This is a genomic window from Pseudomonas sp. FG-3G, assembly GCF_901007645.1.
Classification (GTDB): domain Bacteria; phylum Pseudomonadota; class Gammaproteobacteria; order Pseudomonadales; family Pseudomonadaceae; genus Aquipseudomonas; species Aquipseudomonas rhizophila.
Window position 1 is genome coordinate 21,698 of the sequence record NZ_CAAKGZ010000004.1, and the last position, 18,995, is coordinate 40,692.

At 60.3% G+C, this 18,995-nt stretch carries 21 protein-coding genes; 7 read left to right on the forward strand and 14 right to left on the reverse strand.

Annotated elements, in window-relative coordinates; all coding sequences use genetic code 11:
- Positions 1–7 precede the first annotated feature (7 nt).
- The gene (gene cysN / locus PSEUDOMOFG3G_RS02650; RefSeq protein ID WP_139049152.1) at positions 8–1,906 is read left to right on the forward strand and encodes a sulfate adenylyltransferase subunit CysN; all 1,899 of its coding nucleotides are present in this window, start codon (positions 8–10) and stop codon (positions 1,904–1,906) included.
- Between the two features lie 179 nt (positions 1,907–2,085).
- On the opposite strand, the gene PSEUDOMOFG3G_RS02655 is transcribed toward cysN, so the two are convergent.
- From PSEUDOMOFG3G_RS02655 to PSEUDOMOFG3G_RS02665, 3 genes are read right to left on the reverse strand one after another with little or no spacing between them, the layout of a single operon-like run.
- Positions 2,086–2,994: an acyltransferase gene (locus tag PSEUDOMOFG3G_RS02655; RefSeq protein WP_139049154.1), complete on the reverse strand. Its 909-nt coding sequence runs from the start codon at positions 2,992–2,994 to the stop codon at positions 2,086–2,088.
- Positions 2,995–5,094 carry a phosphate acetyltransferase gene (gene pta / locus PSEUDOMOFG3G_RS02660; protein ID WP_047228647.1) on the reverse strand — a complete coding sequence of 700 codons (2,100 nt, stop codon included), beginning with the start codon at positions 5,092–5,094 and terminating at the stop codon, positions 2,995–2,997.
- Positions 5,095–5,152: 58 nt separating this feature from the next.
- Positions 5,153–5,491 (reverse strand): DUF3565 domain-containing protein, encoded by a 339-nt coding sequence (locus PSEUDOMOFG3G_RS02665; RefSeq protein ID WP_076383569.1) that lies wholly within the window; start codon positions 5,489–5,491, stop codon positions 5,153–5,155.
- On the opposite strand from PSEUDOMOFG3G_RS02665, the gene PSEUDOMOFG3G_RS02670 reads away from it, so the two are divergent.
- From PSEUDOMOFG3G_RS02670 to PSEUDOMOFG3G_RS02680, 3 genes are all read left to right on the forward strand, one after another.
- Entirely contained in the window at positions 5,460–5,945 is a 486-nt protein-coding gene (locus PSEUDOMOFG3G_RS02670) for a peptidylprolyl isomerase (protein WP_047228645.1), read from the forward strand. The two genes, PSEUDOMOFG3G_RS02665 and PSEUDOMOFG3G_RS02670, sit on opposite strands and share 32 nt — an antisense overlap.
- A 113-nt stretch (positions 5,946–6,058) precedes the next feature.
- Positions 6,059–6,541: a glutathione peroxidase gene (locus PSEUDOMOFG3G_RS02675; protein ID WP_047228644.1), complete on the forward strand. Its 483-nt coding sequence runs from the start codon at positions 6,059–6,061 to the stop codon at positions 6,539–6,541.
- A 159-nt stretch (positions 6,542–6,700) separates the two neighbouring features.
- The gene (locus PSEUDOMOFG3G_RS02680) at positions 6,701–7,804 is read left to right on the forward strand and encodes an NADH:flavin oxidoreductase (protein WP_139049155.1); all 1,104 of its coding nucleotides are present in this window, start codon (positions 6,701–6,703) and stop codon (positions 7,802–7,804) included.
- Between the two features lie 129 nt (positions 7,805–7,933).
- Here PSEUDOMOFG3G_RS02680 and PSEUDOMOFG3G_RS02685 read toward each other — a convergent pair whose 3' ends face one another.
- Both PSEUDOMOFG3G_RS02685 and cysZ read right to left on the reverse strand, forming a co-directional pair.
- The gene (locus PSEUDOMOFG3G_RS02685; RefSeq protein WP_139049156.1) at positions 7,934–9,133 is read right to left on the reverse strand and encodes a glycosyltransferase family 1 protein; all 1,200 of its coding nucleotides are present in this window, start codon (positions 9,131–9,133) and stop codon (positions 7,934–7,936) included.
- A gap of 39 nt (positions 9,134–9,172) precedes the next feature.
- Complete coding sequence (gene cysZ, locus PSEUDOMOFG3G_RS02690; RefSeq protein WP_047228641.1) at positions 9,173–9,928, reverse strand: sulfate transporter CysZ; 756 nt, start codon at positions 9,926–9,928, stop codon at positions 9,173–9,175.
- A 300-nt stretch (positions 9,929–10,228) separates the two neighbouring features.
- Here cysZ and trxB point away from each other — a divergent pair, with 300 nt between their 5' ends.
- A complete protein-coding gene (gene trxB, locus PSEUDOMOFG3G_RS02695; protein WP_047228640.1) occupies positions 10,229–11,191 on the forward strand; it encodes a thioredoxin-disulfide reductase in 963 nt (320 codons plus the stop codon).
- Positions 11,192–11,378: 187 nt separating this feature from the next.
- Here trxB and PSEUDOMOFG3G_RS02700 read toward each other — a convergent pair whose 3' ends face one another.
- The 7 genes from PSEUDOMOFG3G_RS02700 to PSEUDOMOFG3G_RS02730 form a co-directional block, all read right to left on the reverse strand.
- Positions 11,379–12,629 (reverse strand): aspartate aminotransferase family protein, encoded by a 1,251-nt coding sequence (locus tag PSEUDOMOFG3G_RS02700; protein WP_139049157.1) that lies wholly within the window; start codon positions 12,627–12,629, stop codon positions 11,379–11,381.
- A gap of 203 nt (positions 12,630–12,832) precedes the next feature.
- Positions 12,833–13,171 carry a HopJ type III effector protein gene (locus tag PSEUDOMOFG3G_RS02705; protein WP_047228638.1) on the reverse strand — a complete coding sequence of 113 codons (339 nt, stop codon included), beginning with the start codon at positions 13,169–13,171 and terminating at the stop codon, positions 12,833–12,835.
- Positions 13,164–13,460 carry a DUF1244 domain-containing protein gene (locus PSEUDOMOFG3G_RS02710; protein ID WP_076383573.1) on the reverse strand — a complete coding sequence of 99 codons (297 nt, stop codon included), beginning with the start codon at positions 13,458–13,460 and terminating at the stop codon, positions 13,164–13,166. Before PSEUDOMOFG3G_RS02710 ends, PSEUDOMOFG3G_RS02705 begins: the two co-directional genes overlap by 8 nt.
- Before the next feature lie 97 nt (positions 13,461–13,557).
- Entirely contained in the window at positions 13,558–13,938 is a 381-nt protein-coding gene (gene folX, locus PSEUDOMOFG3G_RS02715; protein WP_047228636.1) for a dihydroneopterin triphosphate 2'-epimerase, read from the reverse strand.
- Positions 13,939–14,496 (reverse strand): GTP cyclohydrolase I FolE, encoded by a 558-nt coding sequence (gene folE, locus PSEUDOMOFG3G_RS02720; protein WP_047228635.1) that lies wholly within the window; start codon positions 14,494–14,496, stop codon positions 13,939–13,941. It abuts the gene before it with no gap.
- A gap of 20 nt (positions 14,497–14,516) precedes the next feature.
- The gene (gene folM, locus PSEUDOMOFG3G_RS02725) at positions 14,517–15,227 is read right to left on the reverse strand and encodes a dihydromonapterin reductase (protein ID WP_139049159.1); all 711 of its coding nucleotides are present in this window, start codon (positions 15,225–15,227) and stop codon (positions 14,517–14,519) included.
- Positions 15,228–15,361: 134 nt separating this feature from the next.
- Positions 15,362–15,931 (reverse strand): antibiotic biosynthesis monooxygenase, encoded by a 570-nt coding sequence (locus PSEUDOMOFG3G_RS02730; protein ID WP_047228633.1) that lies wholly within the window; start codon positions 15,929–15,931, stop codon positions 15,362–15,364.
- Between the two features lie 219 nt (positions 15,932–16,150).
- On the opposite strand from PSEUDOMOFG3G_RS02730, the gene PSEUDOMOFG3G_RS02735 reads away from it, so the two are divergent.
- Entirely contained in the window at positions 16,151–17,110 is a 960-nt protein-coding gene (locus PSEUDOMOFG3G_RS02735; protein WP_139049160.1) for a MerR family transcriptional regulator, read from the forward strand.
- A 23-nt stretch (positions 17,111–17,133) separates the two neighbouring features.
- Here PSEUDOMOFG3G_RS02735 and PSEUDOMOFG3G_RS02740 read toward each other — a convergent pair whose 3' ends face one another.
- Positions 17,134–17,739: a hypothetical protein gene (locus tag PSEUDOMOFG3G_RS02740; RefSeq protein ID WP_047228631.1), complete on the reverse strand. Its 606-nt coding sequence runs from the start codon at positions 17,737–17,739 to the stop codon at positions 17,134–17,136.
- 54 nt (positions 17,740–17,793) lie between these two features.
- On the reverse strand, positions 17,794–18,270 hold the full coding sequence (locus PSEUDOMOFG3G_RS02745; RefSeq protein ID WP_047228630.1) for a PAS domain-containing protein: 477 nt from the start codon (positions 18,268–18,270) through the stop codon (positions 17,794–17,796).
- 157 nt (positions 18,271–18,427) lie between these two features.
- Between PSEUDOMOFG3G_RS02745 and PSEUDOMOFG3G_RS02750 the strand changes: the two genes are divergently transcribed.
- Entirely contained in the window at positions 18,428–18,883 is a 456-nt protein-coding gene (locus tag PSEUDOMOFG3G_RS02750; protein WP_076383576.1) for a flavodoxin, read from the forward strand.
- Positions 18,884–18,995: the final 112 nt, after the last annotated feature.

Below are 18,995 nucleotides of genomic sequence, written 5' to 3' on the forward strand. Positions count from 1 at the left end.
GGTTGTCATGTCGCACCAATCTGATTTGATCAGCGAGGACATCCTCGCTTACCTGGGCCAGCACGAGCGCAAAGAGCTGCTGCGTTTTTTGACCTGCGGTAACGTCGACGACGGCAAGAGCACCCTGATCGGGCGCCTGCTGCACGACTCCAAGATGATCTACGAAGATCACCTGGAAGCCATTACCCGCGATTCGAAGAAAGTCGGCACTACCGGTGACGACATCGACCTGGCGTTGCTGGTCGATGGCTTGCAGGCCGAGCGCGAGCAAGGCATCACCATTGATGTCGCGTACCGCTATTTCTCCACGGCCAAGCGCAAATTCATCATCGCCGACACCCCGGGCCATGAGCAGTACACCCGCAACATGGCCACCGGTGCCTCCACCTGTGACCTGGCGATCATTCTGGTGGATGCCCGCTACGGCGTGCAGACCCAGACCCGTCGCCACAGCTTTATCGCCTCGTTGCTGGGCATCAAGCATATCGTCGTGGCCATCAACAAGATGGACCTCAAGGACTTCGACCAGGGCGTGTTCGAGTCGATCAAGGCCGACTACCTGAAGTTCGCCGAAGGCTTGAAGATGAAGCCCACCAGCATGCACTTCGTGCCGATGTCGGCCCTCAAGGGCGACAACGTGGTGAACAAGTCCGAGCGCTCGCCGTGGTACACCGGCCAGTCGCTGATGGAAATTCTCGAGACCGTGGAAGTGGCGGGTGACCGCAACTTCACCGACCTGCGTTTCCCGGTGCAGTACGTCAACCGTCCGAACCTGAACTTCCGCGGTTTCGCCGGCACCCTGGCCAGCGGCATCGTGCACAAGGGCGACGAAGTGGTGGTGCTGCCTTCGGGCAAGAGCAGCCGCGTGAAATCCATCGTCACTTTCGAAGGCGAGCTGGAACACGCCGGCCCTGGCCAGGCGGTGACGCTGACCATGGAAGATGAGATCGACATCTCCCGTGGCGACCTGCTGGTGCATGCCGACAGCGTACCGCCGGTCACCGACAGCTTCGAAGCGATGTTGGTGTGGATGGCCGAAGAGCCGATGCTGCCGGGCAAGAAATACGACATCAAGCGCGCCACCAGTTATGTGCCGGGCTCGATTGCCAGCATCGTCAACAAGGTCGACGTGAACACCTTGGAAGAGGGACCGGCCAGCGCGTTGCAGCTCAACGAAATCGGCAAGGTGAAGATCGCCCTGGATGCGCCGATCGCCCTGGACGGTTACGAGAGCAACCGCACCACTGGCGCGTTCATCGTCATCGATCGCCTGACCAATGGCACTGTCGGCGCGGGCATGATCGTCGCCCAGCCGCTGGCTCACGGCACCAGCACGCACCACGGCAAACTGGCCCATGTGTCGGTGGAAGAGCGCGTCCAGCGCTTCGGCCAGCAACCGGCCACGGTGCTGTTCAGCGGCCTGTCGGGCGCTGGCAAAAGCACGCTGGCTTATGCGGTGGAACGCAAGCTGTTCGACATGGGCCGTGCGGTCTTCGTGCTCGATGGCCAGAACCTGCGTCATGACTTGAACAAGGGCTTGCCACAGGACCGTGCCGGACGTACCGAGAACTGGCGTCGTGCGGCCCACGTTGCCCGTCAGTTCAACGAAGCCGGGCTGCTGACCCTCGCCGCGTTCGTCGCGCCGAATGCAGAAGGGCGCGAGCAGGCCAAAGACCTGATCGGCAAGGAACGTCTGCTGACGGTCTATGTCCAGGCCTCGCCAATCGTCTGCGCCCAGCGTGATCCGCAAGGTTTGTACGCTGCTGCCGGCGACAACATCCCCGGTGAGTCCTTCCCGTATGACGTGCCGCTGGACGCCGATCTGGTGATCGACACCCAGTCGCTGTCGTTGGAAGAGAGCGTCAAGCAAGTGCTGGATCTGCTGCGCAAGCGTGGGGCGATCTAAGGGAAGCAGTTACAAGCTTCAAGCGGCAAGTAAAAGCCCGCGGATGAGTGATCATCTGCGGGCTTTTTGTTGTCTGGAGGGACGTCATCGCGAGCAAGCTCGCTCCCACAGTAGATTCGTGGTGTTCACACATACCCTGTGGGAGCGAGCTTGCTCGCGATGAGGCCAGTACAGGCGCCTCAAGACTTGCAGGGATACTCCCGATGCATCTGTTCCAGCAACGCATCTTTATCCTGCCACAACTGATTGATCCAGCCCTGGAACTCCAGGCGATAGGCGCCGTCCTGGTCGTAGTTCCTGCCGATGAACTGCGGCGGAATCTTCAGTTCCTGGAAATGCACCACCACTTCGTCAACTTTTCCGCAGAGCAAATCCCAGTACCCCGGTCGACCGCCGGGATAGTGGATGGTCACGTTGATGATCGACTCCAGCTGTTCGCCCATGGCATCGAGCACAAACGCAATCCCACCGGCCTTGGGTTTGAGCAGGTAGCGAAAGGGTGACTGTTGCTGGGCATGCTTGCCTTCGGTGAAGCGTGTGCCTTCGACGAAGTTGAAGATGCCCACGGGGTTGTTGCGAAATTTCGCGCAGGTCTTGCGGGTGGTTTCCAGGTCCTTGCCTTTCTTTTCCGGGTACTTCTCCAGGTAAGCCTTGGAGTAGCGCTTCATGAACGGGAACCCCAGGGCCCACCAGGCCAGGCCGATCACCGGTACCCAGATCAGTTCCTGCTTGAGAAAGAACTTCAATGGGCGAATGCGCCGGTTCAGCACGTACTGCAACACCATGATATCGACCCAACTCTGGTGGTTGCTGGTGATCAGGTACGAGTGCTGGTAGTCCAGGCCTTCCAGGCCACTGAGGTGCCAGCGGGTGCGGCGCAGCAGGTTCATCCAGGCCTTGTTGTTGCTGATCCAGGCTTCATGAATGTGGCCCATCAGCCAGTCGGTGAAACGCTGGGCGGCGGGGAAGGGCAGCAACAGCTTGAAGATTGCCACGATGAACAGCGGGGTGCAGCAGGCGATGGTGTTCAACGCCAACAGCAGCGAGGCAATGACGCCGCGCACAGGAGCAGGCAGGAAATCCAGCATTTAAATATCCATGGGTCGGTTGGCGGCCTGGATCGCGGTCAGGGCGATGGTGTACACGATGTCGTCGACCTGAGCGCCGCGGGGCAAGTCGTTTACGGGTTTGCGCAGGCCTTGCAGCATTGGCCCGAGGCTGACGCAATCGGCGCTGCGTTGCACGGCCTTGTGGGTGGTGTTGCCGGTGTTCAGGTCCGGGAAGATGAACACCGTCGCCCGGCCGGCCACCTGGCTATTGGGCGCCAGTTGTCGGGCCACGGTTTCGTTGGCGGCGGCGTCGTATTGCAGCGGCCCGTCGATCAGCAAGCCGTGTTGCGCCTCGTGGGCCAGCAGGGTGGCTTCGCGGACTTTCTCCACCTCTTCACCGCTGGCCGACTCGCCGCTGGAATAGCTGAGCATTGCCACCCGTGGCGTGATGCCGAACGCGGCAGCCGAGTCGGCGCTTTGCAGGGCAATCTCCGCCAGCTCCGCGGCGCTGGGATGCGGGTTCATCACGCAGTCGCCGTAGACCAGCACTTCTTCGGGGAACAGCATGAAAAACACCGAAGACACCAGCGAACATCCCGGGGCGGTCTTGATCAGTTGCAAGGCCGGGCGGATGGTGTTGGCGGTGGAGTGGATAACTCCGGACACCAGCCCGTCGACTTCATCGAGCGCCAGCATCATGGTGCCGATCACCACGGTGTCTTCCAGTTGCTGTTCGGCCATCGGCGCGTTCAGGCTTTTGCTCTTGCGCAGCCGCACCATCGGTTCGACGTAACGCTCACGAATCGAATCCGGGTCGAGAATCTCCAGCCCCGGCGGCAGTTCGATGCCCTGGGCACGAGCCACTGCCTCGACGTCGGCCGGTTTGGCCAGCAGCACGCAGCGAGCGATGCCACGGGCCTGGCAAATGGCAGCGGCCTGGACAGTCAGCGGTTCACTGCCCTCAGGCAGCACAATGCGTTTGTCGGCGGCCTGGGCGCGCTGAATCAGCTGGTAGCGGAACACGGCCGGCGACAAGCGCATTTCCCTTGGCGTACCGCAACGCTGATGCAGCCATTTGGCATCCAGGTGGCTGGCGACAAAATCGGTGATGATCTCCGCACGTTCGCGGTCGTCGATCGGAATTTCCTTGTTCAAGCCATTGAGCAGGTTGGCGGTGTCGTAAGACCCGGTACTGACCGACAGCACCGGAAGTCCCGCCTGCAAGGCGCCTCGACACAGGTCCATGATGCGCGGGTCGGGTAGGGTGTCGCTGGTCAGCAGCAGGCCGGCCAACGGTACGCCGTTGAGGGCTGCCAGGCTCACGGCCAGGATGATGTCGTCGCGATCACCCGGGGTCACCACCAGCACGCCGGGCTTGAGCAGCTCCACGGTGTTGCGCATGGTGCGGGCGCAAATAATGATGTTGCTCATGCGCCGGGTTTCGTAATCGCCGGCATTGAGCACCTGCGCGCCCATCAGGTCGGCCACGTCACGGGTGCGTGGGGCGTTGAGTTCGGGGCGGAACGGGATGCAGCCCAGCAGGCGGAAATCGCCGCTGCGCAACAGCGGCGAGTGCTCCTTGAGCCGCGCGGAGAAGGCCTCCATGCTTTCCTCGGTATGGACTTTGTTCAGGATCACGCCGAGGACTTTCGGGTCTTTGGGCCCGCCGAACAACTGCGCCTGCAGCTCGACGCGACCGGAAAGCTCGGTCAGCACTTCGTTCTCCGGCGCCGACACCAGGATGACCTCGGCGTCCAGGCTCTTGGCCAGGTGCAGGTTGACCCGCGCGGCATAGCTGGCGTTGCGGGTCGGGACCATACCCTCGACGACCAGCACGTCCTTGCCGATGGCAGCCTGCTGGTAGAGGGTGATGATTTCTTCCAGCAACTCATCGAGCTGGCCGTCGCCGAGCATGCGTTCGACGTGCGCCAGGCCCAGCGGCTGCGGCGGTTTGAGGCCGTGGGTGCGGGCCACCAGTTCGGTGGAGCGTTCCGGTCCGGTATCGCCGGGATGGGGCTGGGCGATAGGTTTGAAAAAACCGACTTTCAGCCCGGCCCGTTCGAGTGTGCGCACCAGCCCGAGGCTGATGGAGGTCAGACCCACACCAAAATCGGTGGGCGCGATAAAAAAAGTTTGCATGCGGATTCTCTAAAGGTGCATGGCAAAGGCGAGGCTATAACTGCCGTCTACCGTCAATTCAGGCGCCAAGGTTATCGCTAACCGGGGCCTGTGCGCACCAGCCGCAGTCAAAGGACTGTCCTATTTTTTCAATACGTTGCGCCGGGTCCAGCACCCAGGCCCGGGACTGCCACGGCGGCAGGTGGCGCAGATGCTGGGTGTGCCCACAGGACAGCTCGGCCACCCAGTGCCCGTCCTCATCCTGATGAAAACCGGTGACCGTCGGTCTGTTCGAACAAGCCCGTTTGTCCGGGTTCCGTTCGCTTTCGGGCAAATCCTTGTTTAGACTTGTCCGTTCTTCATTCTTATGCAAAAGGTCTCGCCCCATGCTGATCGCCGCCAATAAGGCTGTCTCCATCGACTATACCCTGACCAACGACGCTGGTGAGGTCATCGACAGCTCTGCCGGCGGCGCTCCGCTGGTCTACCTGCATGGCGCAGGCAACATCATCCAGGGTCTGGAAAAAGCCCTGGAAGGTAAAACTTCCGGTGACGAGCTGAACGTTACCGTTGAGCCGGAAGATGCTTATGGCGAATACTCCGCCGAGCTGGTCAGCACCCTGAGCCGCAGCATGTTCGAGGGCGTGGATGAGCTGGAAGTAGGCATGCAGTTCCACGCTTCGGCCCCCGATGGCCAGATGCAGATCGTCACCATCCGCGACCTGGAAGGCGATGACGTCACCGTTGACGGCAATCACCCGTTGGCCGGTCAGCGCTTGAACTTCCAGGTCAAGATCGTCGACATTCGTGATGCCAGCCAGGAAGAAATCGCCCATGGTCACGTCCATGGCGAAGGTGGCCATCACCACTGATTTGTGCGCTACGCTCAAGTGAACTGGAAAGGCGCCTTAAGGCGCCTTTTTAGTCGGTTGCTGTTAGCATCGTCCATGGCTGTTCGAAAAGATCCGCAAACCTGGAGTTCGTCATGAGTGCTTTCCACGACCTTAAACTTAAAGCCCTGGATGGTCAGGAACTTGATCTGGCGCCGTTCAAGGGGCAAGTCGTGCTGGTGGTCAACGTCGCCTCCAAATGTGGCCTGACACCTCAGTACGCTGCGTTGGAAAACCTCTATCAGCAATACAAGGCCAAGGGGTTCTGTGTGCTGGGCCTGCCTTGCAACCAGTTCGCCGGACAAGAGCCGGGGACGGAACAGGAAATCCAGGATTTCTGCAGCCTCAATTATGGTGTGACGTTCCCGTTGTCCAGCAAACTGGAAGTGAACGGGCACGACCGTCATCAGTTGTACCGTCTGCTGGCAGGCGAGGGGGCCGAGTTTCCGGGGGACATCACCTGGAACTTCGAGAAGTTCCTGCTGGGCAAGGACGGTCGGGTGCTGGCGCGTTTCTCACCGCGCACGGCGCCGGATGATCCGGCCGTGATCCAGGCTATCGAAAAAGCCTTGAGCTGAACCTCTGGAGCAACCATCACCCTGTTGTGTGCGGGCACACTCCTCTCGGCTTCCTTTTGATTCACAATCATTCAAATCAATAGTGCTACCCATTGCTTTCCACGGTCCATATTATCGCTGTCATATTCGACCTGCGACCCTGTTTCCGTGGAGTGTCCCATGCCTGTAAAAGCCTTGTTCAAACCCTTCCATCTCGGTGCGCTGGAGCTGCCGACCCGGGTCGTGATGGCGCCGATGACTCGCTCCTTTTCTCCAGGCGGCGTGCCGAACGCCAAGGTCGTGGAATATTACCGCCGTCGCACGGCGGCCGGCGTCGGCCTGATCATTACCGAAGGCACGACCGTCGGGCACAAGGCCTCCAACGGTTATCCGAACGTGCCGCATTTTTACGGTGAGGCCGCGCTGGCCGGCTGGAAACAAGTGGTTGATGCCGTGCATGCCGAAGGCGGCAAGATCGTTCCGCAGCTCTGGCACGTAGGTAACGTGCGGCGCTTGGGGACCGAGCCGGACGCCAGCGTGCCGGGCTATGGCCCGACGGAAAAACTCAAGGACGGCCAGGTCGTGGTTCACGGCATGACCCAGGCGGATATCGACGAAGTCATCGCAGCGTTCGCCCAGGCGGCGAAAGACGCCCAGAGCATCGGCATGGACGGCGTGGAGATCCACGGCGCCCATGGTTACCTGGTGGACCAGTTCTTCTGGGAGGGCAGCAACCAGCGCACCGACGGTTATGGTGGAAGTCTGGCCAACCGATCGCGATTCGCCATCGAACTGATCCGCGCCGTGCGTGCTGCGGTAGGTGAAGGGTTCCCGATCATCTTCCGTTTCTCCCAATGGAAGCAGCAGGACTACAGCGCGCGTCTGGTGCAAACGCCAGAGGCCTTGGGCGAATTCCTCAAGCCTTTGGCAGAGGCCGGTGTGGATATTTTCCATTGCTCGACACGTCGCTTCTGGGAGCCTGAATTCGAAGGCTCCGAGTTGAATCTGGCGGGCTGGACCCGCAAGCTGACCGGCAAGCCAACCATCACCGTCGGCAGCGTTGGCCTGGATGGCGAGTTCCTGCAGTTTATGGTCAACACCGACAAAGTCGCGCAGCCGGCCAGCCTGGAGAAACTGCTGGAGCGCCTGAACAATGATGAGTTCGACCTGGTGGCGGTGGGGCGAGCCCTGCTGGTAGACCCGGATTGGGCGCAAAAAGTGCGTGAAGGCCGGGAGCAGGAGATCTTGCCGTTCAGCCGTGAGGCGTTGATGACACTGGTTTAAGCGGCGCCTGCCATCGCGAGCAGGCTCGCTCCCACACCGGATTTGGGTTGTTCACCGAACGTGTGATCAACACAACACCCTGTGGGAGCGAGCCTGCTCGCGATGGCGGCCCCAGCATCACTGAAAAAATCAGCGCACCGTCGGCGCAGCCGGCATCACCTGTTCACCGACACAAACCCCGCGCAACTGCGTCTCGAACTGCTCAATCACCGATGGCCAGCCCTGGCGACTGGCATGCTGGCGCGCATTGAGCCGCACACAACGCAAGGTTTCACGCTCTTCCAGCAGCCACCGGGCCGCGTCGCAGAATGCCTCTTCATCCCCCGGCATGGCCAGCACGCCGTTGTGACCGTGACGGATGTGTTGCGCCGCCGCGGCCTGATCATAGGCCACCACACCCAACCCGGACGCCAGCGCCTCCAGCACGACATTGCCGAAGGTTTCGGTCAGGCTCGGAAAGACGAATACATCCCCGGACGCATAGTGGCAGGCCAGCGATTCGCCACGCTGGGCCCCACAAAAGATCGCGTCGGGCAGTTCCTGTTGCAGCGCGGCCCGTTGTGGACCGTCGCCTACTACCACCAGTTTCAGCCGCCGGTCCGGGAAAGCGCTGCACAGTGTGTTGAAACAGCGTTTGAGCAGACCCAGGTTCTTCTCCGACGCCAGACGCCCGACGTGGATCAGCGCAATATCGTCATCGCCCAAGCCCCAGGCCTCACGCAGGGTTGTCGAGCGTTTGATCGGATGGAACAGTTGGCTGTCCACACCGCGGGACAACAGCGCCACACGCTCGAAATGCCGGCGCTCCAGCTCCATGCGCTGGCTGAGGCTCGGCACCAGGGTCAGGCTGGAGCTGTTGTGGAACCAGCGCAGGTAATGCGTGAGGGCCCGACTCAACAACCCGAGGCCATACTGCTGGGTGTATTGCTGGAAATTGGTGTGGAAGCCACTGACCACCGAGATGCCCAGGCGCCGCGCGGCCCGCAATGCCGATAAACCCAGCGGGCCTTCCGTGGCGATATACAGCACGTCCGGGCGATGACGTTTCCAGCGCCGCAGCAGCTTGTGCATCGAAGCCTGGCCCCACTGCAAGCCCGGATACCCCGGTAGCGGCCAGCCTCGGCACAGCAACAACTGCTCGTCGCTGGCCTGGCGTTGGTCGCCAGCCTGACGGGGCCGTATCAATTCCACCTGATGCCCGCGAGCGCGCAAGCCGTCGCACAGGCGGCCCAGGGTATTGGCCACGCCATTGATTTCCGGCGGGAAGGTTTCGGTGATGAGGGTGATATGCAGGTGTGTGCTCATGACCCCAGTGTCGACCGGGGCCATTTCGCCATTGTGACGCTTGAATGATGGATTTGTGACAGGTCAGCCTTGGCGGGCCAACGCGGTCTCGGCGCCTTGCTCGCGCACCCAGAACAAGGTCGCGCCGGCTACCGCTGCCGGCATCATCAGGATGTTGACCACCGGGATCAGCAGCACCAGGTACACGCTGCCGCCAAAACCCAGGCTCTGCCAGCGTTTTTCCCGCAGCCAGGCGAGCATTTCGTTCCAGCCCAGCTTGTGGTTGTCCGCCGGGTAGTCGATGTACTGGATCGCCATCATCCACACCCCGAACAGCAGCCATAACGGCGCGGCGACGATATTGATCACTGGAATGAAGGACAGCACCAGCAGGCCCAGGGCGCGGGGCAGGAAGTAGCCGAGCTTGCGTGCCTCCCGGGCCAAGGTGCGAGGGATCATGGCGATCAACTCGCCCCAGCTGAAGGCCGGGAAGTCGTCGGTGCCACGGATCACCACTTCGACTTTCTCCGCGAGAAAACCGTTGAACGGCGCGGCGATGACATTGGCGAGCATGGTGAAGGTGAAAAACACCATCAGCACCACAAGCACCACGAACAGCGGCCACAGGACATAGTTGAGAAAGCTCAGCCAATCCGGTAGCGACGGCATCAGCGTGTCGACCCAAAGGCTGAACTGATGGCCGGCCAGATAGATCAATCCGACGAACAGCACCAGGTTGATCACCAATGGCAACAGCACAAACAAGCGCAGACCCGGGCTTAAGACCAGTTTGAGTCCTTCTCGCAAATATTGCGGGCCGGACAGGACGGGGGCGGGCATAAGAGGCTCCGAGCGAAGATGAACGCGCCGACCATACCGGCTTTGCCGGGCTCGGGAAAGCATCGACATGGCGTGTAACAACGTTTGCCGAGTTTATTGAACTGACTGATCTGGATAGAGCTCACCTATGAGCTGGATTGTTAAACCGTATTTCCTTAATCTTCGCTCCCTCGATACGCTGCACCCATTCTTTTCAGGACTGTCGAACCCAAGCCTTCCCCAAGTGCGTCAACAGTCCCTTTTATTCGCGCCGCTCACCCGGCGTTCCGGCCCGCAAGGGCCGGTCAACAGGAGCAGGTCATGTCTGAAGTGCGTCATTCGCGAGTGATTATTCTCGGTTCCGGCCCTGCCGGTTACAGCGCTGCGGTGTATGCCGCCCGTGCCAACCTCAAGCCGTTGCTGATTACCGGCATGCAAGCCGGCGGTCAATTGACCACCACCACCGAAGTCGACAACTGGCCGGGCGACGTCCACGGTCTGACCGGCCCGGTGTTGATGGAACGTATGAAAGAGCACGCCGAGCGCTTCGAGACCGAGATCGTTTTCGACCACATCAATGCCGTGGATTTCGCCGCCAAGCCGTACACCCTGACCGGTGATAGCGCGACCTACACCTGCGATGCCCTGATCATTGCAACCGGCGCCAGCGCTCGTTACCTGGGCCTGCCATCGGAAGAAGCCTTCATGGGCAAAGGCGTTTCCGCCTGCGCCACTTGCGACGGCTTCTTCTACCGCAACAAGCCCGTGGCTGTGGTGGGTGGCGGTAACACCGCCGTCGAGGAAGCCCTGTACCTGGCCAACATCGCCAGCACGGTCACCCTGATCCACCGTCGCGAAACCTTCCGCGCCGAGAAGATCCTGATCGATAAGCTCAATGCCCGTGTGGCTGAAGGCAAGATCATCCTCAAGCTCAACGCCACCCTGGATGAAGTGCTGGGCGACAACATGGGCGTGACCGGTGCCCGGCTGAAGAACAACGACGGCAGCTTTGACGAGATCAAAGTCGACGGTGTGTTCATCGCCATCGGCCACACTCCGAACACCTCGTTGTTCGAAGGCCAACTGGAACTCAAGGACGGCTACCTGGTGGTCAAGGGCGGCCGCGACGGCAACGCCACTGCCACCAGCGTCGAAGGTATCTTCGCGGCCGGCGACGTGGCAGACCACGTTTACCGTCAGGCGATTACCTCGGCGGGTGCCGGTTGCATGGCAGCCCTGGACACCGAGCGTTACCTGGATGGTCTGCAGAACGCTTCGTTCTGATCCGTCGCGCATGAAAAAACCGGCTTCGGCCGGTTTTTTTATGCCTGGATATCTGCCGGCGAACCCCTGTGGGAGCGAGCTTGCTCGCGATGGCGTCAGGTCAGTCGACATTGATGGTGATTGATACACCGTCATCGCGAGCAAGCTCGCTCCCACAGGTTTTTTGTGTGGTCAGAAACAGCGCATTTCAGGCCAACTTCGCCAGGCAAGCCTCCAGAATATCCAACCCTTCCTCCAACACCGCCGCCTCGGTCGTCAACGGCGCCAGCAGCCGAATGATGTGCCGCGATTTACCGCTGGGCATCAGCAACAAACCAGACTCCCGCGCCAAGGCCAGCAATTGTGTCAATTGTGCCGAGGCCGGCCTGCCGTCGGCATGGGCCAGTTCGATGCCGCGCATTGCCCCGACGCCAGTCAGGCGGCCCAGGTAAGGGGACAGCCCGCGACTGCGCCATGACGCGTAGCGGCTGACTATCGCCTCTTCCTGTTGCGTGCCCCAGGCTTGCAGGTTTGCGTCGGTCATTTCCTCCAGGGTCGCCAATGCGGCGGCGCAGGCGATGGGATTGCCTGAGTAAGTGCCGCCCAAGCCACCTTTGGGCAGATTGTCCAGCAGCGCCTTGCGCCCCACCACGGCACCCAGGGGGACGCCGCCGGCAATGCTTTTACCCAGCAGGATCAGGTCCGGCTCGATACCCAGTCGCGAGAACGCAAAGCGCTGGCCGGTGCGACCGAAGCCGGACTGGATTTCATCGATGATCAGCACGATGCCTTTCTCGTCGCAGAACTGCCGCAGGGCCTGGGCGAAGGCAATATCCATCGGCAGGAAACCGGCTTCGCCCTGCACAGGTTCGACGATGAAACACGCCACGTCATTCACGTCGATTTCGACGCTGAACAACCGCTCCATGGCCTTCAACGCTTCTTCGCAGGTGACGCCGTTGTCCTTGCTGGGGTAGGGCAGGTGATAGACCGGTCCGGGCAGTACGCCGACTTTCTGTTTGTAGGGCGCGACCTTGCCGTTGAGATTGAGAGTGGCCAGGGTTCTGCCGTGGAAGCCGCCATCAAAGGCGATGACGGCCGTGCGCCCCGTGGCGCCGCGCACGATCTTCAAGGCGTTTTCCGCGGCTTCGGCGCCGCTGTTGGTGAGCATGCCGCTGACCGGGTAATCCACCGGGATAAATGCTGCCAGACGCTCCATCAATTCGATGTAGGGTGCGTGCGGGGCGGCGTTGAAGGCGTAGTGCGTCAGCCGGGTTGCTTGTTCGCGGATGGCTTCGACGACACGGGGATGGCAGTGGCCAAGGTTCAACACGCCGATGCCGCCCACGAAGTCGATGTAGCGTTTGCCGTCGGTGTCCCAGACCTCGGCATTTTTGCCGTGGCTGAGGCTGACAGGGTGCACGGTGGAAATCGATTGGCTGATGGTTTCACTGCTCATGGATGACGGCTCGGAGGAAGGAAAGATTCCCTTTATCTAAGCCGCGAGCAGAGGTGGCCGGCAAACGAAATAAAGTTGCCGGGTCAATCTTAAAAGTCGGGATGTGAGATCAGTGAGTCTGGCGAGAACTGTTTCTGTGGCGAGGGAGCAAGCTCCCTCGCCACAGAAAAGCGGACCTCGGCACAGAGGGGAGGCGCGTTGGGTCAGCGCCGCCGCAACGGCTGAGTCTCGAACTTCACACCCGCCAAGCCATGGGCCATCAGCGCCCGGATATTGCCGTGGTCGCTGCCCTCAGGCGTGGCCAGTACCGACCGGTAATGTTCGCCGAACGCCAGCAGCGCTTCTTCATCGCTCAAGCCTTCGAGCAGCGCCAGGCCCAGGGTCTTGCAGGAACCTTCGTTCTGCCCGGCGGCGTTGTCGACGTCACCGTTTTTAAAAGGCTGAGGCTGGTAGTCGTAGCCATTGGCGATAAACGCCAGGGTGTCGGCAAAAATGTGTTCGCCGCTCTTGAGGCTGGCGCGCAGGGTGTTCAGGTCAGGCATCGGGTTTTCCTTTGGCGAACGCCGCTTGCTGTTCGGCGCTGGCTTCTTGCTGGTATTGGGCTTTCCACTCGGCGTAGGGCATGCCGTAAACCACTTCGCGGGCGTCATCGAGGCTGACCTCGATCTGGCGTTCATCGGCAGCTGCCTTGTACCACTTGGACAGGCAGTTGCGGCAGAAGCCGGCGAGGTTCATCAGGTCGATATTCTGCACATCCTTGCGGCTGTCCAGGTGGGCAACCAGCCGACGGAAAGCGGCGGCTTCAAGTTCGAGGCGTTGTTGGTCGTTCATGGTGGTCTCTGCGAGACAGCTTCAAGTGGCAAGCTTCAAGCTGCAAGTGGGTTTGCGGTCATCAGGCTTGAAGCTTACAGCTTGTAGCTTTTAGCGGCTACGAAGTAGCCCGGCTGGCGGCGAGCGTAATCGATACCGACTCGGCAAATCGCAAGGCGTGGGGCTTGTCGACTTCGACTTCGGCATACAGCACCGATTCGTTGGCCATGACCAGATCGAGCAGTTCCTGGGTCAGGCGTTCGAGCAGGGCGAAACGGTTGCCTTCCACGTGGGCGATGATCGCCTTGGTGATGGTGCGGTAGTTCAGAGCGTGGTCGATGTCGTTGTCGCGCACCGCATCCTGGGCCGCGTAGAGGATGGTCAGGTTGATCAACACATCCTGTTTGTTGAGGATTTCGTCCTCGTTGATGCCAATGAACGTGCGCAAGCGCAAGTCCTTGACCTTGATGCGCGCCATGGCGGGTTGAAGTTGTGGCATTTACTTGCTCCGTCGAATCAATTGCAGGAACTCCTGGCGGGTGGTGCTGGATTCGCGAAAGACGCCGAGCATCACCGAGGTGTTCATGGTCGAGTTCTGTTTTTCGACACCGCGCATCATCATGCACATGTGCTGGGCTTCGATCACCACCGCAACGCCGGCGGCCTGGGTGACCTGCTGCACCGCGTCGGCAATTTGCCGGGTGAGGTTTTCCTGGATTTGCAGGCGGCGGGCGAACATGTCCACCAGCCGGGCGATCTTCGACAGCCCCAGGACCTTGCCCGTAGGAATATAAGCCACATGAGCCTTGCCAATGAAGGGCAGCAGATGATGTTCGCACAGGGAATAGAGTTCGATGTCGGCGACGATCACCATTTCATCGCTGTCGGAGGCGAACAGGGCGCCGTTGACGATCTGTTCGACGCTTTGTTCATAGCCGTGACAAAGGTACTGCATGGCCTTGGCCGCGCGCACCGGAGTATCCAGCAGGCCTTCGCGTTCCGGGTCTTCACCCAGGCCGATGAGGATCTCGCGATAGTTCTGGGGCGATAGCGCCATGGTGCATCCTCGAAGCAAGGCTATTTGACGTGCCGGCCGCCGTTGACGGTCAGGGTCGTGCCGGTGACGTAGGGGTTGTCCAGCAGATAACGCAGGCTCTGATAGATCACTTCGCTGCCGGGCTCGATGCCCAGCGCGGACTTGGCCAGGGCCTTGGCACGGTAGGCCGCGTCGTCTTCGGGATTGAACAGTAGCAGGGCCGGGGCAATTGCGTTGACCTTGATGTGTGGCGCGTATTTCGCCGCGAACGACAGGGTCAGGCTTTCGAGCCCGGCCTTGGTGGCGCAATAGGCGATATGCCGGCTGCTGCCCTTGCGCGTGACGTCGTCGCTGATGTGCACGATATCCGCCGGGGTTGAGCGTTGCAGCAGCTCGGCACACTGCAGGTTGATCAGGTAGGGGGCGAGCATGTGCACGGCGAACATGGCGTTGAACGCAGCGGCTTCGTGGCCGGGCGTCTCGGTCATCCATGCCGAGGCGTTGTGGACAATGGCGCGCAATCGGTCGGTGTGCTGCTTGAGCTGATCAATGAAGGCCGAAATCCCGGTTTCATTGGAAAAGTCAGCGAACAGCACGATCGCCCCCAGATCCCGCAACGCCTGCACGCCCGGGCGCTCGGTGCGGAAAGTGGCGATTACCGGATGACCGTCTTCGAGCAATCGACGGGCGCAGTGCAAACCGACGCGCTGGGCTGCGCCAGTGATCAGGATCGGAGCGGTGGCGCTGGACATAGGAAGGCTCGTTTCACGGCAATCGCAAAACTATAACAGCGACGCAAGGTGGCGACGACTCTGTGGGAGCAAGCCCGCTCCCACAGTGACCCTTGTTGAACGCGAACGCTGCGGCCGACGAGAACGGCCCGGCATCACTGATTCTGCGTAGCCGGCTTGGCTGGCAGTGCTTTGGGCGCTGCACCGTTCAACCAACCCGCCAGCAGGTGAGTCGACATCGGAATAAACAGATAGACCATCAATGGCGTCAGAATGAGTGTGCTGATCAGCACGCGGCTCATCATTCCCAGCTCACTGAGCAATGGCCCCAGCAGAAAGTTGAACAGCAGCGACACCGGAAAGAACGCGAGCCAGATGGCCACGGCCTGTTTCCAGCGTGGTGGCCGTTGATCGCCGGCGCCAAACCAACCGTCGATACCGCGCACCCTGTGTTCCGAAGGGTGGGCAAACAGCTCGCTGCCTCGCGCCAGCCACGCCGTGCGCGAGGCCGAGTGCTCCCAGGCATGCAGGGTCTGCTCGTCGGCAAAGCGGAAAATAATCTGGAATTCATCGCTCTGAGGCGGTGGCGCGAGTACACCGGAACCCAGGTAGCCGGGAAAGTCGGTGGCCAATTGTTCGCCTTCGCGCAACCAGACGATCAGGTCCTGATAGCGCCCATTGGCGACACGACGGGCCACCATCAAGGTGACGGGTGAGGTAGACATTATGTATCTCCGTAAAACAGGTGCGGTACTCCGGGTAGGAGATTCGCGGGAACGCCCCAGGGTGGTGGGGCGCGTCCGTTCGCCAAAAAGCACGCAAGGTTTATTCCTTCTTGAGTGAAAAGCAACAAAATCGCGCATCAGTGGCGTTTGTTCTTGTCATCCTATGACTCAGAGGGAGTACACTGGGATCCAATTTGCCAGCCGGAATTGTCTGCCAAAATGAGCGTAATCACTGAGGATAACTTCGTTTTCCAGGCAACCACTGCCTTGAGGCAGGAGGAACTGTTCCCCATCCGCGAAGTAGCGCGGTTGACCGGCGTGAACCCCGTGACCTTGCGCGCGTGGGAGCGTCGCTACGGTCTGATTCAGCCCACGCGCACCGAAAGCGGGCATCGCTTGTACTCCGTCGGCGATATCGAAAAGGTGCGCAGCATCCTCGCCTGGATTGAGCGCGGGGTGGCCGTGAGCAAAGTGGGAAAGATCCTGACCAAGACCGAATCGGTGCAACCGGTTTCCGCGCTTATTTCCTCGGATCTGGTGAGAGCCGATTATGCCCAGTGGCAACAACAGGTGGCTGGGGCGGTTGGCAACTTTGACGACATAGAGCTGGACCGTCTCTACGGGCAGATATTTTCCACCTACGCCGTGCCGATCGTATTTCAGGACATCCTGATGCCGGTCTGGCGGCAGTTGCAGCAACGCCAGCAGGAGTTCGGACAAACCAGCGAATGGGTGTTTTTCGATGGGTTCCTGCGCTCACGCATTATCCAGCGACTCCTCCTCAAGCGCGAAGCCCAGTCGCGACGGGTGTTGGTCGTGGGCATTGTCGGTCAATGTCGAGAGCTGGAGTTGCTGGTCACGGCGCTGTTCGTCTCCAAGGCGGAAGTCGGCGTCAGGGTGTTGACCATTGGGCTGCCATTCGACGAACTGACCCTGGTGTGCCAAAAGGTCCAGCCGTTGGCGTTGGTGCTGGTTTCCAACCATGCACCGCCTGCCGAGTTACCTAAGCGCCTGAACAAGTTGGCGATGGGCCTGGACTGCCCGCTGATGCTGGCCGGTGATGCGTCCGATCTGCTTCAGGACAGCCTCGCGGGGTCGTCGATAGGTTGCCTGGGCAGTGAAGGGACCTTGATGCACCAGCGGTTGCGACAACTATTGGCAGGTACTTTGGATACCTGATAACCGGCAGGTCAAGCCGTGCATCAGATGTGCATGGCCGGATGGGTCAGGCGGTGTTGCTGAAGGATGTATTGACGCAGGCGTTCGGTCTCATCCTCGTCATTCTGGCTCAGGTGGTAGGCGTATAAGCCCTGATCGGTTTCCCGTTCCAGTGTGCCGCGCAAGGAAATCCTTTCATAACCTGACGGGCTGAACCACAAGGCAAATTGCTTTGGCGGCTTGGTCCGACTGCGGTTTTGCAACAGGATTCCTTTGCAGGACACCTCATGGGCCCAGAGCGGCCCGGGCAGGCCTTTGGCATTTTCCAGCGCCACCGGCTCGTCAAGCGTGAGGCGCCATGGCCGGATTTTCGGCCCATCTTCGTAGATGCTGGGCACACCCAGACGCAGGTGCATTGCGTGGAATTCGTCTTCCACCAGGTGCAACGGAAAAGTCATTTGCTGGTTTTCGAAGTTGGCTTGCAGCGTCACCTGTTCGTTGGCCGCCAGACGCGTCAGCAAGTCACGAATCTGCGACCCGCCGTTTACCAGCAAGCTCGACGTTACATCCCGCTCGTTGAGTTGCGGGTTGTGCTGCATGGTCCGGATGAAATCCAATTCATCCTGCGTCAGTAGGGCGTCGCGCTGCATGATGTGCTCGAAAAGAGGATTTACACTTTCACTGGTGATTGTAGTGACTGACCGCTAATTCGCCGGTTTGTTTGCGCCGTTCGTCGCTTCGAGTCGGGCAATGGTTGCTCGTGCTTCGGCCAGCTCCTTTTCCAGCTGGGCGACGCGTTGTTGAGCCTTGACCTGAGCGGTCACGTCTTTTTGCACGCCCACGAAATAAGTGCGTCCGTCAGCCTCGTTTTTCACCGTCGACAGAGACAACTCATTCCAGAAAGGGCTGCCGTCCTTGCGGTAGTTGCGCAGAATCTCCCGGCAGGCACCGTTCTGCTTGAGGGCCGTGCGAATCTGCTCCAGGGCCGGCTGGTCGCGATCACCTGACTGCAGGAATCGGCAATCCTGATAAAGAATCTCTTCACTGCTGTAGCCGGTCAGCCGTTCGAAAGCCGGGTTTACGTAGATCAGGATATTGTCTTCATCGCCTTCTTTTTCAGCGATGACAATGCCGTCGTTCGAGGCGTTGATGACCAGTTGCATCAGTTGAGCATTAATCATGGGCGACATCCCTTGAACATCCCTGTGTGCGCTGCATTTTAGAAGAACCTACCGCGATGTCTACTGGCCATTATTGGATGTTGAGAGTCAATCGCAGCGTTGCGTCTGAGCCTGCTACTATCGCCGCTCTTTTTTATTCAGGTTCAGGATCAGATTGATGAAAGTCGCCATCCTTTCGGGTTCCGTCTACGGGACCGCCGAAGAAGTCGCTCGGCACGCCGCCAAACTGCTCGGTGAAGCGGGTTTTGAAACGCTGCACAACCCGCGCGCAAGCCTTGCGGACATTCAGGCGTTTGGCCCGGCGGCCTTGCTGGCCGTGACTTCCACGACGGGCATGGGAGAGTTGCCGGACAACTTGATGCCCTTATATTCGACGATTCGCGACCAATTGCCAGCCTTTTTTCGTGACCTGCCGGGTGCCGTGATAGGCCTGGGCGACGCCAGTTATGGCGATACCTTCTGCGGCGGTGGCGAGCAGATGCGCGAGTTGTTCGCCGAGCTGGGCGTGCGCGAGGTATTGCCCATGTTGCGTCTGGATGCCAGCGAAAGCGTCACCCCGGAAACCGATGCCGAACCTTGGCTGGAGGCGTTGATCGACGCGCTGCGTCGCTAACGTAATGTGAGGTGAACGGCCACCCCCGGATGACTCGCTCGGCCAGTAAGCTGGCTGCCAATGCAACTACCGACCTCGCGGGAGCTGACTAGACTGGTTAGCTTGTTCATGA